Below are 12932 nucleotides of genomic sequence, written 5' to 3'. Positions count from 1 at the left end.
GGTGGCCACAATCGTGCTTCATGATGAAATCCACGCAGCCGAAAACCTTTGGAGGAGAGAACCATGCCAGTGAAGACGCCGTTGCCCGGTGATCTGGAGCCGATCGAGACCGCCAGCCGCGACGAACTGCGCGCGTTGCAGCTTGAGCGGTTGAAGTGGAGCGTGCGCCATGCGTATGAAAACGTGCCGCATTACCGCAAGAGCTTCGATGCGCAGGGCGTCCATCCCGACGACCTGAAAACGCTCGAAGACCTCGCCCGGTTCCCGTTCACCGCGAAGGCCGACCTGCGCGACAACTACCCGTTCGGGATGTTCGCGGTGCCGCGCGAAAAGCTTGCGCGGGTGCATGCGTCGTCGGGCACGACCGGCAAGCCGACCGTCGTCGGCTACACGCTGAAGGACATCGACACCTGGGCCAATGTCGTCGCGCGCTCGATCCGCGCCGCCGGCGGGCGGGCCGGCGACATGGTGCATGTGTCCTACGGCTACGGCCTCTTCACCGGCGGCCTCGGGGCGCACTACGGCGCCGAGCGGCTCGGCTGCGTGGTGGTGCCGATGTCCGGCGGGCAGACCGAGAAGCAGATCCAGGTCATCCAGGACTTCAAGCCCGACATCATCATGGTGACGCCGTCCTACATGCTGACGATCCTCGACGAGATGGAGCGCATGGGCATCGACCCGAAGTCGACTTCGCTGAAAGTCGGCATCTTCGGCGCCGAGCCCTGGACACAGGGGATGCGCGAGGCGATGGAGGCGCATTCCGGGCTCGACGCGGTGGACATCTACGGCCTGTCGGAAGTGATGGGGCCGGGCGTCGCGAGCGAGTGCATCGAGAGCAAGGACGGCCCGGTCGTATGGGAAGACCACTTCTACCCCGAGATCATCGATCCGAATACCGGTGAAGTGCTGCCAGACGGCGCCGAGGGCGAGCTGGTGTTCACGACGCTGACGAAGGAGGCGATGCCGGTGATCCGCTACCGCACGCGCGACCTGACGCGGCTGTTGCCGCCGACCTCGCGCAGCATGCGGCGCATGGCGAAGATCACCGGACGTTCCGACGACATGCTGATCATCCGCGGCGTGAACCTCTTCCCGACGCAGGTCGAGGAGCTGATCTGCAAGATGCCCAAGCTCGCGCCGCAGTACGTGCTCGAAGTCGATAAGCAGGGCCACATGGACACGCTGACGGTGAAAGTCGAGATCAACCCGGAGGCCGATGTCGGCCGTCATCCGGAGCAGAAGGAAGCGCTGGCGAAGGAGCTTGCGCACCACATCAAGACTTTCATCGGCGTTTCGGCGAAGGTGCATGTCGGCGAGCCGTTCTCGATCGAGCGCGTGACGATCGGCAAGGCCAGGCGCGTCATCGACCGCCGCCCGAAGGAATGAACGCAGCAGCACCCATCAGAGAATTTGAATTTTCCGGCAGCGCGATCGTGCGCGGCCGGACATGAAGAAGGAGCACATTCGATGTACACACAAGCTCTGGATATTCCCCAGCAGAACACTGAGGCGAAGGGGCCGCGGACGATCGAGAACCCTGCCTACCAAGCCGAGTTCGACGCGAAGATCGACGCCGGCGGCTATATCGAGGCGAAGGACTGGATGCCCGAGTCCTATCGCAAGACGCTGGTGCGCCAGATCAGCCAGCATGCGCACTCCGAGATCGTCGGCATGCTGCCCGAAGGCAACTGGATCACGCGCGCGCCGACCTTGAAGCGCAAGGCGATCCTGCTCGCGAAAGTGCAGGACGAAGGCGGCCACGGGCTGTACCTGTACGCGGCGGCCGAGACGCTCGGCGTGTCGCGCGACGAGCTGCTCGACGCGCTGCACTCGGGCCGTGCGAAGTACAGCTCGATCTTCAACTACCCGACGCTGACCTGGGCCGACATCGGCGTCGTCGGCTGGCTCGTCGACGGCGCCGCGATCATGAACCAGATCCCGCTGTGCAAGTGCAGCTACGGTCCGTATGCCCGGGCGATGGTGCGCATCTGCAAGGAAGAATCCTTCCACCAGCGCCAGGGCTACGACCTGCTGCTGACGATGATGAAAGGCACCGAGGAGCAGCGCGACATGGTGCAGGACGCGGTGAACCGCTGGTGGTGGCCGTCGATCATGATGTTCGGCCCGCACGACAAGGATTCGACGCACTCCGCGCAAAGCTCGCGCTGGGGCATCAAGCGCATCTCGAACGACGACCTGCGGCAGAAGTTCGTCGACGCGACGGTCGAGCAGGCCAAGGTGCTCGGCGTGACGATGCCGGACCCCGAGCTCAAGTGGAACGAGGCGCGCGGCCATTACGACTTCGGCGCGATCGACTGGGACGAGTTCTGGAATGTCGTCGACGGCCACGGCCAGGGCAACGTCGACCGGCTCGCGGCACGCGTCAAGGCCTGGGACGACGGCGCGTGGGTACGCGAGGCCGCGCTCGAATATGCGCGCAAGCACGACGCACGCGACAGCCGTGCGGCCTGAATCCCGATAACAAATTGACCGAAGGGCGGGCTGAGCCGCTCTCAACAGAGGAGATAGACATGGAACGCAAGGAATGGCCGCTGTGGGAAGTTTTCGTCCGCAGCCGTAACGGACTCGACCACAAACACTGCGGCAGCGTGCATGCGCCGGATGCGAAGCTCGCGCTGCAGGTCGCGCGCGACGTCTACACCCGCCGCCAGGAAGGCGTGAGCCTGTGGGTCGTGCAGGCCGACCACATCGTCGCTTCCGACCCCGACGCGAAGCCGGAGCTGTTCGATCCGGCCGAGGACAAGATCTACCGGCACCCGACGTTCTACCAGCTGCCGGACGAAGTGAACCACATGTAAGAGGGCGATGACGATGACCCAACAGATGACAAGCCCCGAACATATCGAATACGTGCTGCGCCTCGGCGACAACGCGCTGATCCTCGGCCAGCGCCTGTCCGAGTGGTGCGGCCACGCGCCGGTGCTCGAGGAGGACATGGCGCTCGCGAACATGTCGCTCGACCTGATCGGCCAGGCGCGCATGCTGCTCACCCACGCCGGCCGGCTCGAAGGGCGCGGCCGCGACGAGGACCAACTCGCGTTCCTGCGCACCGAGCCGAACTATCGCAACCTGACGCTGTGCGAGCTGCCGAACCAGGACTTCGGCCGCACGATGGTGCGCAACTTCCTCTACAGCAGCTTCCAGAAGCTGCTGTGGGAACGCCTGATGACGTCGAGCGATGCCGAGCTGGCCGCGATCGCCGCGAAAAGCATCAAGGAAGCGCGCTACCACGCGCAGCACTCCGGCGACTGGGTGATCCGCCTCGGCGACGGCACGGCTGATTCGCACGCCCGGGCGCAAGGCGCGCTCGACTACCTGTGGCCCTACACGGCCGAGTTCTTCGCCACGACGCCGGTGGACGACGCGGTCGCGGCGGCCGGTGTCGGCCCGGTCTGGAGCGAACTGGAAACGGCGTGGGAAGCGCTCGTCATGCCGGTGCTGGCCGAGGCGACGCTGACGGTGCCGGCGCGCACGCCGTTCCGTTCGTACGGCAAGTTCGGCCGCCACAGCGAGCACATGGGGCATCTGCTCGCCGAGATGCAGATCATGCAGCGCACCTACCCCGGCGCGCAGTGGTGAGCGGGGCGACGACCGCCATGCTGACCGAAGCCCGCGCCTGGCAGGTGCTCGAGGCCGTGCCGGACCCCGAGATCCCGGTGATCTCGGTGACCGAGCTGGGCATCGTGCGCGAAGTCGTCGCGACGGCCACCGGCCTGCGCGTCGTCGTCACGCCGACCTACTCCGGCTGCCCGGCGACCGAAGTCATCGCGCAGAGCATCCGCGACGCGCTGGTCGCTGCCGGCGGCGGAGACGTGACGGTCGAGACGCGTCTCGCGCCGGCCTGGACGACCGACTGGATCACCGAGCCGGCGAAGGAAAAACTGCGCGCCTACGGCATCGCCCCGCCGGGCGGCGACGCGCCGGTCGGCCCGCAGCCGATCCGCTTCGTGCCGAAGAAGCTCGCGTGTCCGCGCTGCGGCTCGACCGATTCGGTGCGCCTGTCCGAATTCGGCTCGACCGCGTGCAAGGCGCTGTATCGCTGCCGCTCGTGCCTCGAACCGTTCGAATATTTCAAACCGATCTAAGTCGCCCGAGAGCGGCCATGGAGACCACTGATGACCCCCAGAACGCCGAAATTCCATCCCCTGAAAGTCACCGAAGTGCGGCGCGAGACGGCCGAATCGGTAAGCCTGCGTTTCGAGGTGCCGGCCGAGCTCGCCGACGACTACCGCTTCGTGCAGGGCCAGCACCTGAACCTGAAGGTGCGGGTCGGCGACGAAGAGATGCGCCGTTCGTATTCCATCTGCGCCGGCGTCGATGACGACGAACTGCGCGTCGCGATCAAGAAGATCGCCGGCGGCGCGTTCTCGACTTGGGTTAACGACAACGGCATCAAGGTCGGCGACGTGCTCGACGTGATGACGCCCGAAGGCCGGTTCCACACGCCGCTCGACCCGTCGCATGCCAAGCACTACGTCGCGTTCGCCGCCGGCAGCGGCATCACGCCGATCCTGTCGCTGATCAAGACGACGCTGCGCGCCGAGCCGAAGAGCCGCTTCACACTGGTGTATGGCAACCGCCGCCAGGGCAGCGTGATGTTCGCCGAGGCGCTCGAGGACCTGAAGAACCGCTATCTGTCGCGCTTCACGCTGTACAACCTGTTCTCGCGCGAGGAGCAGGAAGTGCCGCTGTTCAACGGCCGGCTCGATGCCGCGCGCGTCGCCGCGTTCCTCGACACGCTGATCCCGGTCGATACCATCGACGAAGCGTTCATCTGCGGCCCCGGCGGCATGATCGACGAAGTGGAGGCGGCGCTGCACAAGGCCGGCGTCGCGCACGAGCACGTTCATCTCGAGCGCTTCGGCGTGCCGGCTTCCGCGCCCGAACATCATGTCGAGCCGGGCGACGCGGCGCAGGCGAAAGTCACCGTGATCGCCGACGGTCTCAGGCGCGAGATGGAGTTCCGCGCCGAAGATCCGTCGATCCTGGACGTCGCGCTGCGCGCCGGCATGGACCTGCCGTATTCGTGCAAGGGCGGCGTGTGCTGCACCTGCCGGGCGAAAGTCATCGAAGGCAAGGTGCGCATGGACAAGAACTTCACCCTCGAGCAGCCCGATATCGATGCCGGCTACATCCTCACCTGCCAGGCGCATCCGCTGACCGAGCGGGTCGTGATCACGTTCGACGAGCGCTGAGCGCCCGGCGGCGGCCCGGAAACGGACGAAACGGAAAAAACAGCGCATGGCTCGAGGCAAGGCACCCACATTCGAACTGCAGCGCGCGACGATCCTCGGCGCGGCTGCCGCGCTGTTTGCGCAGAAAGGCTTCCACAACGCATCGATGTCGGCACTCGCGGAAACCTGCGGCGTCTCGAAGCCCCTGCTGTACCACTACTACCGCGACAAGGAACACATCCTCTTCGACATCGCGGACAGCTACATCGACCGCCTGCTGGCGATCATCGACGGCGTTGCGGCACGCGGCCTCGACGACGACGCGCATTTCTCCGAGCTCGTCACACGGTTCATGGAGGAATACGAACACGCGCACGACCAGCACATCGTGATCGTCCAGGACGTGAAATTCCTGCAGCAGGAGCAGGCGGCGAAAATCGCCGAGAAGCAGCGCAGGGTGGTTTCGGCGTTCGCCGACGCGATCGTGCGGATCGAGCCGGGCCTGAAGGGGCGCAAGCTCGAACGCCCGGTGGCGATGATCCTGTTCGGCATGATCAACTGGACTTTCACCTGGATGCGGACCGACGGGCGGCTCACCTTCCGCGACATGGCTCCGGTCGTCACCGGGATTTTCCTCAATGGCGTCAAAGGCTTCGTCGAACAGAGCGGCAGGGTCACGGCATGAGCGGCGAGCCTCGCGGGCCCGCCGCTGCCACCTTCCCGACTGCTTCTCGCGCCATCCGGGAGCAGCGCAGCCCAAGGTGCATGTACGATATGCGACGGCGGTTTTCCGGACGGGGCGCCAGCCGCCACATCAATTCGGCCAAGATGAGGAATTTTTGCTCGTCAACCAGCGATTTGATACACAATAATCAGCTTGAGCAACAAAAAGTGTTGCACGTGGCCGGGACCCAGTCCGGGGTCGGTCGCTTATAAACCGAAGAGGAGGAGACACACATGAAGCTACGCACTTCAGTAATCGCGGTTCTCGGCATGGCTTTCGCGGCAGGTGCTGCTCACGCCGACATCAACGTCGGCGTTACCGTTTCTGCCACCGGCCCGGCCGCCTCGCTCGGCATCCCGGAAAAGAACACCTTCGCGCTGATGCCGACGACGATCGGCGGCGAGAAGGTCAATTACATCGTGCTCGATGACGCTTCGGACACCACCGCGGCGGTCAAGAACACGCGCAAGCTGATCTCCGAAGACAAGGTCGATATCGTGCTCGGCTCGACGGTCTCGCCGAACTCGCTGGCGATGATCGACGTCGTTGCCGAATCCGGCACGCCGATGATCTCGATGGCTGCTTCGGCGCGCATCGTCGAACCGGTCGATGACAAGAAGCGCTGGGTGTTCAAGACGCCGCAGAACGACGCGCAGATGTCCACCGCGATCATCGAACACATGACGAACAGCGGCGTGAAAACCGTCGCTTTCATCGGCTTCGCCGACGCCTACGGCGAAGGCTGGTACGAGCAGTTCTCGAGCGTCGCGGATGCCCGCAAGCTCAAGCTGGTGGCCAACGAGCGCTTCAACCGCAACGACACTTCGGTGACCGGGCAGGTGCTGAAGCTGATCGCGGCGCGCCCTGACGCGATCCTGATCGCCGGTTCGGGCACGCCCGCGGCGTTGCCGCAGAAGGCGCTGAAGGAGCGCGGCTACACCGGCAAGATCTACCAGACCCACGGCGTCGCGAACAACGACTTCCTGCGCGTCTGTGGCAAGGATTGCGAAGGCACGTTGCTGCCGGCCGGGCCGGTGCTCGTCGCGAGCCAGCTCGCCGACAGCAACCCGGTGAAGAAGAGCGCGATCGAGTACATCACGAAATACGAGGCGGCACACGGCAAGGGCAGCGTGTCGACGTTCGGTGCGCACGCCTGGGATACCGGCGTGCTGCTCGCCGCGGCGGCGCCGGAAGCGCTGAAGAAGGCGAAGCCGGGCACCAAGGAGTTCCGCACCGCGCTGCGTGACGCGCTCGAGAACGTGAAGGAAGTGCCGGGGGCGCATGGCATCTTCACGATGAGCCCGACCGATCACCTTGGTCTCGACCAGCGTTCGCGCGTGATGGTGCAGATCCAGAACGGGGCCTGGAAGCTCGTCAAGTAATCAGCCGGAAACACGCTGAAAGAGACCAGTTCGGCGGCGTCGTCCGGCGCCGCCGGACCCGCTTTCGATGCATCGGAGACAGACCGGGCCCGCCTTGGCAGGTTCTGGTCCGGTAACGAGGTTTGTCCATGGATTTCCAGATAGCTATGCTGCTCGGGCAGGACGGCATCACCAACGGGGCGATCTATGCGCTGCTCGCGCTCGCGCTCGTGTTGGTGTTCGCGGTCACCCGGGTGATTTTCATTCCGCAGGGTGAGTTCGTGTCGTACGGCGCGCTCACGCTGGTCATGATCCAGGCCGGAGCGATTCCCGCGACGGTATGGCTGCTGCTCGGTGCCGGGCTGCTGGCGGCGGCGCTCGACGTGCGCCTGGCGCTGCGCGCCGGCCAGCCCGGACGGCTCGTGCGCCTTCTCGGTTGGTATGTCGCTTATCCGCTGGCCCTCGTTGCGCTGCTGTACACGCTGCCCGTCAAGGACTTCCCGATGGCCGCGCAGATCCTCTTCGCGCTCGCCGTCGTCGTGCCGATGGGACCGCTGATGTACCGGCTCATCTACCAGCCGATCGCCGCCGCGCCGGTGCTGGTCCTGCTGATCGTGTCGGTCGCGGTGCACGTCGCAATGGTGGGCTTGGGGCTCCTGTTCTTCGGCGCCGAAGGCTCGCGCACGCCGCCGTTCTCGGAAGCGCGTTTCGAAATGGGCCCGGTCATGGTTTCCGGCCAGACGATCTGGGTCGTGGTCTCGTCGCTCGTGCTGATCGTCGCGCTCTACCAGTTCTTCGAGCGCACGCTCTACGGCAAGGCGTTGCGGGCGACCGCGATCAACCGGGTCGGGGCGCGGCTGATGGGCATTTCGCCGGCGCTCGCGGGGCGGCTCACGTTCTTCCTCGCCGCGCTGATCGGGGCGCTGTCGGGCGTGCTGATCGCGCCGATCACGACGATCTATTACGACACCGGCTTCCTGATCGGCCTGAAAGGCTTCGTCGCCGCAATCGTCGGCGGGCTCGCGAGTTATCCGATGGCCGCCGCCGGCGCGCTGCTGGTCGGCCTGCTCGAAGCGTTCAGCTCGTTCTGGGCAAGCGCCCACAAGGAAGTGATCGTGTTCACGTTGATCATCCCGGTTCTGTTGTGGCGGTCGCTCAGAGGCCGCCACGTGGAGGAGGAGGAATGAAACCGATGTTCTCTCCGCGCCTGATTCTCGGCGTCTTTCTCGCGGTGCTCGCGGTGGCGCCCCTGGTGCTGTCGCCGTTCTACGTCACATTGCTGAACTACATCGGCCTGTATGCGCTCGTCGCGCTCGGGCTCGTGCTCCTGACCGGCGTCGGCGGCCTGACGAGCTTCGGCCAGGCGGCTTTCGTCGGCCTCGGCGCCTACACCACCGCGGTGCTGACGACGGCGACCGAACTGCCGGGCTGGCTCGCGTGGGCGGGCGGGTCGCCGTGGCTCGCGCTCGTCGTCGGCCTGGTCTTCACCGCAGTCGTCGCGCTGGTGCTGGGATCGCTGACGCTCAGGCTGTCCGGCCACTACCTGCCGCTCGGGACGATCGCCTGGGGCATCAGCCTGTACTTCCTGTTCGGCACGCTCGACACGCTCGGCGGCCACACCGGCCTGACCGGCGTGCCGCCGATCACGGTGTTCGGCTTCGAACTCGACCGCGGCGAAGAGCTGTTCTACCTGATCTGGCTGTTCCTGCTGTCGGCGGTGTTCACGACCCAGAACCTTCTCGATTCGCGTGAAGGGCGGGCGATCCGGGCGCTCAAGGGCGGCATGGTGATGGCCGAGGCGATGGGCGTGAACACCGCGCGCTCGCGGATGATCATCTTCGTCATCGCCGCGCTGCACGCCTGTGCGTCCGGCTGGCTGTACGCGCACCTGCAGCGCTTCGTGAACCCGACGCCGTTCGGCTTGCACATCGGCATCGAGTACCTCTTCATGGCGGTCGTCGGCGGGGCGGGCCAGGTGTGGGGCGCGCTCGTCGGTGCCGGCGTGATCACGATCGCCAAGCAGTGGCTGCAGGACGTGCTGCCGAGAATCTTCGGCCAGAGCGGCAACTTCGAAGTGATCTTCTTCGGCCTGATGATGGTCATCGTGCTGCAGCGGGCGCGCGACGGCCTGTGGCCGCTGCTCGCGCGGCTCGTGCCGGTGCGCGCGACGCGCCGCGAACTCGACGCCGCCGCCGAGGCGCTGCCGAGAAAGCCGCTGCCGGCCAAAGGCGAAGTGATCCTCGAGGCCAAGGAGGTCACGCGCCGCTTCGGCGGCCTGGTCGCCAACAACAACATGAGCCTGTCGGTGCGCGCTGGCGAGATTCTCGCGCTGATCGGTCCGAACGGGGCGGGCAAGAGCACGATGTTCAACCAGATCTCGGGCGTCGATACGCCGACTTCGGGCGAAGTGCTGTTCCTCGGCCGCGCGGTGGCCGGGCGCGACTCGCGCGAGATCGCGCGCATGGGCATGAGCCGCACGTTCCAGCACGTGAAGCTCTTGCCGACGATGACGGTGCTGGAGAACGTCGCGATCGGCGCCCACCTGCGCGGCGACAAGGGCGTGCTGTCGTCGGCGTGGCGGCTCGACCGCAACCAGGAGGCACGCTTGCTGAACGAAGCCGCGCGGCAGATCGAGCGGGTGGGCTTGGCCGAGCACATGTTCGATGCGGCCGGCAGCCTCGCGCTCGGCCAACAGCGTATCCTCGAGATCGCCCGCGCGCTCGCCGCCGACCCCTGCCTGCTGCTGCTCGACGAGCCGGCCGCGGGCCTGCGCTTCAAGGAGAAGCAGGCGCTCGCGGAGCTGCTGCGCAAGCTGCGCGGCGAAGGGATCGGCATCCTGCTTGTCGAACACGACATGGACTTCGTGATGGGCCTGGTGAACCGCGTCGTCGTCATGGAATTCGGCGAGAAAATCGCCGAGGGCCTGCCGGAAGACGTGCAGCGCAACCCGGCGGTGCTCGAAGCCTACCTCGGAGGCGTCGAATGAACGCGAACATCCACGGCAGCAACCTGATCCTGAAAACCGTGCTGGAAGTGCGCGACCTGACCGTGTCGTACGGCAAGGTCGAAGCGCTGTCGAACGCCAACATCAAGGTCGGCGAAGGCCAGATCGTCACCGTCATCGGTCCCAACGGCGCAGGCAAGACGACGATGCTGTCGGCGATCATGGGACTGCTCGAGTCGCGCGGCAAAGTCGACTTCGACGGCACGATCGAAGGCGTGCCGGTCGTCGAGCGCATGGTCGCGCGCGGCATGAACCTGGTGCCGGAAAAGCGCGAGCTGTTCGGCGAGATGACCGTCGAGGACAACCTCGTCCTCGGCGCGTTCCAGCGCCACCGTTCGGGCCACCGCGACCACGCGCAGACGATGGAAGAGGTCTACCAGCTGTTCCCGCGCCTCAAGGAGCGGCGCAGCCAGCTCGCCGGCACGCTCTCGGGCGGCGAGCGCCAGATGCTCGCGGTCGGCCGCGCACTGATGGCGAAGCCGAAGCTCCTGATGCTCGACGAGCCGAGCCTGGGCCTGGCACCGCTGATCGTGCGCGAGATCTTCCGCATCATCAGCGAGCTGCGCCGGCGTGGCGTGTCGATCCTGCTCGTCGAGCAGAACGCGCGCGCCGCGCTGCAGGTCGCCGACTACGCGTATGTGCTCGAGACCGGCGAGATCGCGATGGAAGGCCCCGCCCGGCAGCTCGCCGACGACCCGCGCGTCATCGAGGCCTACCTCGGCCTCGGCGGCAAGCATCAGGAAATGCTGTCGACCTGAGTGCGGGAGGTGCGGCGGCCCCCCGGCATGCCGGTGTCCGTCGCACCCGTTGCCCGGCAGTCATGGGCCCGCCCGGTGAGCCGGAAACGGGCCTTGGGCAGCGGCCCATGCGGTGGCGCATCGCCCGCGAATGCTGGCAGAATGACCGCGGTTCGAATTTTCGATTCCCGACCCAGGAGGCACCGTGAATTCCCGTCTGCTTGAACCCGTTCGCCTCGGCGCGCTGGAATTGCCGAACCGTGTCGTGATGGCACCGCTGACACGCTGCCGCGCCGACAATCCGGAATTTGCCCCGACCGAGTCGACGGCACGCTATTACGCCCAACGCGCGAGCGCCGGCCTGATCGTGTCGGAGGCGACGATCGTCTCGGCACAAGGGCGCGGCTACCCCTACACGCCCGGCATCTGGTCCGACGCCCAGGTCACCGGCTGGCAGCGCGTGACCGACGCAGTCCATGCTGCGGGCGGGCGCATCGTCTGCCAGCTGTGGCATTGCGGGCGCCTGTCGCTGACCGAATTCCACGACGGCGAACTGCCGGTCGCGCCGTCCGCGGTCAATGCCGACTGGAAGATGTTCTCGGCCGAGGGGCTGAAGACGACGCCCACGCCGCACGCGCTGAGCCGCGAGGAGATCGCCGCGATCGTCGCCGACTTCGGACGTGCTGCCCGCAACGCGGTGCGGGCGGGCTTCGACGGCGTCGAGATCCATTCGTCGAACGGCTATCTGATCCACCAGTTCTTTTCGCCGACCGCCAACCGGCGCGACGACGAATACGGCGGCAGCCACGCGAACCGCGCGCGCTTCTTCTTCGAGGTGCTCGATGCGGTCGCCGCCGAGTGGTCGCCGTCGCGCATCGGCTTCCGCCTCAATCCGATGATGAACCGCTTCCACGGCATGCGCGTCGACGAGGACACGCTGCCGATGTTCGAGTACGTCGTGCGTCGTGCCAATGCCCATGAGCTGGCCTACCTGCACCTGACCGAACCGTATCTGCCGAACCAGCTCGACGGTGCGGTCGGCGCGATCGACGAGGTGGCGCGCCATTTTCGCGACATCGCAACGATGGCGATCGTGACGAATGGTGGCTTCGACCAGGCACGCGCCGAAGCTGCGCTCGCCGCCGGAATCTGCGATGCGGTCGCGTTCGGGCGCCCGTACATCTCGAACCCGGATCTTGTCGAACGCTTCCGGGTGGGGGCGCCGTTGAACGAGTGGGATGCGGATACCTTCTATCAGGGAGGCGACCGGGGCTATATCGACTATCCTACGCTCGGTGGATGACGATTTTATGGCGATGAAATCGCTGTTTTTCGTGTTGTATCCACGTTCCGGGCAAATCCCCGGCGACCGTGACGGTGCTAGAATCCGCGCGGTAAAGCTGCAATTCTGTACCACACACACACCAATCGAGGATAAGCATGAACAAAGGTGAATTCGTCGAGGCCCTGGCCGACCGTCTGGATGTTTCCCGTGCGCAGGCCGACCGGGCGCTGTCGACCGTGCTGGATATCATCGTCGAGCGCATGGCTGCCGGCGAAAAAGTTGCCTTCACAGGCTTCGGCTCTTTCGAAGTGTCCGAGCGGGCTGCGCGTACCGGGCGGAATCCGCAAACCGGCGCCTCGATCAAGATCGCCGCGTCGCGCGTGCCGAAGTTCTCCGCCGGCGCCACGTTGAAGACCGCAATCAACAGCAAGTAAGAAGTCCGGCTTTTTCATGCCGAAGCAGGACCCGGCGCCTCCTGGTGCCGGGTCCTTCGTTTTTCGTCCTTCGTTTTTCTCTTTCCCGAATACGGAAAATCGGGTACCATTCGCGTCGTTGTGCAATGCAGCAGTCGGTCTTTTTTCAGGTCTATCTCGCGGGATCAGGATTCCGCGGACCCAGCCGAGGGA

Annotated in this window: 13 protein-coding genes; all 13 read left to right on the top strand. The window is 65.8% G+C overall.

Going from position 1 to position 12932, the window contains the following annotated elements:
* The first annotated feature begins 63 nt into the window (after positions 1 to 63).
* Positions 64 to 1386 carry a phenylacetate--CoA ligase PaaK gene (gene paaK / locus GO606_RS03505; RefSeq protein WP_169118421.1) on the top strand — a complete coding sequence of 441 codons (1323 nt, stop codon included), beginning with the start codon at positions 64 to 66 and terminating at the stop codon, positions 1384 to 1386.
* 81 nt (positions 1387 to 1467) lie between these two features.
* Positions 1468 to 2472 (top strand): 1,2-phenylacetyl-CoA epoxidase subunit PaaA, encoded by a 1005-nt coding sequence (gene paaA, locus GO606_RS03500; protein ID WP_169118422.1) that lies wholly within the window; start codon positions 1468 to 1470, stop codon positions 2470 to 2472.
* A gap of 59 nt (positions 2473 to 2531) precedes the next feature.
* Positions 2532 to 2819 (top strand): 1,2-phenylacetyl-CoA epoxidase subunit PaaB, encoded by a 288-nt coding sequence (gene paaB / locus GO606_RS03495; protein ID WP_011237819.1) that lies wholly within the window; start codon positions 2532 to 2534, stop codon positions 2817 to 2819.
* 13 nt (positions 2820 to 2832) lie between these two features.
* Complete coding sequence (gene paaC / locus GO606_RS03490; protein ID WP_169118423.1) at positions 2833 to 3600, top strand: 1,2-phenylacetyl-CoA epoxidase subunit PaaC; 768 nt, start codon at positions 2833 to 2835, stop codon at positions 3598 to 3600.
* Positions 3601 to 3617: 17 nt separating this feature from the next.
* Positions 3618 to 4106: a 1,2-phenylacetyl-CoA epoxidase subunit PaaD gene (paaD, locus tag GO606_RS03485; protein ID WP_169118424.1), complete on the top strand. Its 489-nt coding sequence runs from the start codon at positions 3618 to 3620 to the stop codon at positions 4104 to 4106.
* 30 nt (positions 4107 to 4136) lie between these two features.
* Positions 4137 to 5216: a 1,2-phenylacetyl-CoA epoxidase subunit PaaE gene (paaE, locus tag GO606_RS03480; RefSeq protein WP_169118425.1), complete on the top strand. Its 1080-nt coding sequence runs from the start codon at positions 4137 to 4139 to the stop codon at positions 5214 to 5216.
* Positions 5217 to 5262: 46 nt separating this feature from the next.
* Entirely contained in the window at positions 5263 to 5880 is a 618-nt protein-coding gene (locus tag GO606_RS03475; protein ID WP_169118426.1) for a TetR/AcrR family transcriptional regulator, read from the top strand.
* A gap of 272 nt (positions 5881 to 6152) precedes the next feature.
* Positions 6153 to 7301: an ABC transporter substrate-binding protein gene (locus GO606_RS03470; protein WP_169118427.1), complete on the top strand. Its 1149-nt coding sequence runs from the start codon at positions 6153 to 6155 to the stop codon at positions 7299 to 7301.
* Between the two features lie 128 nt (positions 7302 to 7429).
* Entirely contained in the window at positions 7430 to 8467 is a 1038-nt protein-coding gene (locus GO606_RS03465; RefSeq protein ID WP_169118428.1) for a branched-chain amino acid ABC transporter permease, read from the top strand.
* Positions 8468 to 8472: 5 nt separating this feature from the next.
* Positions 8473 to 10266, top strand: a complete 1794-nt coding sequence (locus GO606_RS03460; protein WP_169118460.1) for a branched-chain amino acid ABC transporter ATP-binding protein/permease — start codon at positions 8473 to 8475, stop codon at positions 10264 to 10266.
* Positions 10263 to 11042 (top strand): ABC transporter ATP-binding protein, encoded by a 780-nt coding sequence (locus GO606_RS03455; protein ID WP_169118429.1) that lies wholly within the window; start codon positions 10263 to 10265, stop codon positions 11040 to 11042. The genes GO606_RS03460 and GO606_RS03455 overlap by 4 nt, the downstream gene beginning before the upstream one ends.
* Positions 11043 to 11226: 184 nt before the next feature.
* Positions 11227 to 12324 carry an alkene reductase gene (locus GO606_RS03450; protein ID WP_169118430.1) on the top strand — a complete coding sequence of 366 codons (1098 nt, stop codon included), beginning with the start codon at positions 11227 to 11229 and terminating at the stop codon, positions 12322 to 12324.
* A 137-nt stretch (positions 12325 to 12461) separates the two neighbouring features.
* Positions 12462 to 12740, top strand: a complete 279-nt coding sequence (locus tag GO606_RS03445; protein ID WP_053420808.1) for an HU family DNA-binding protein — start codon at positions 12462 to 12464, stop codon at positions 12738 to 12740.
* The last annotated feature ends 192 nt before the right edge of the window (positions 12741 to 12932 follow it).

The sequence above is a fragment of the Aromatoleum anaerobium genome (genome assembly GCF_012910705.2).
In the GTDB taxonomy this organism is placed as follows: Bacteria; Pseudomonadota; Gammaproteobacteria; order Burkholderiales; family Rhodocyclaceae; genus Aromatoleum; species Aromatoleum anaerobium.
Note: the sequence above shows the minus strand (reverse complement) of the source record. Positions and strands in the feature narration are given on the sequence as shown.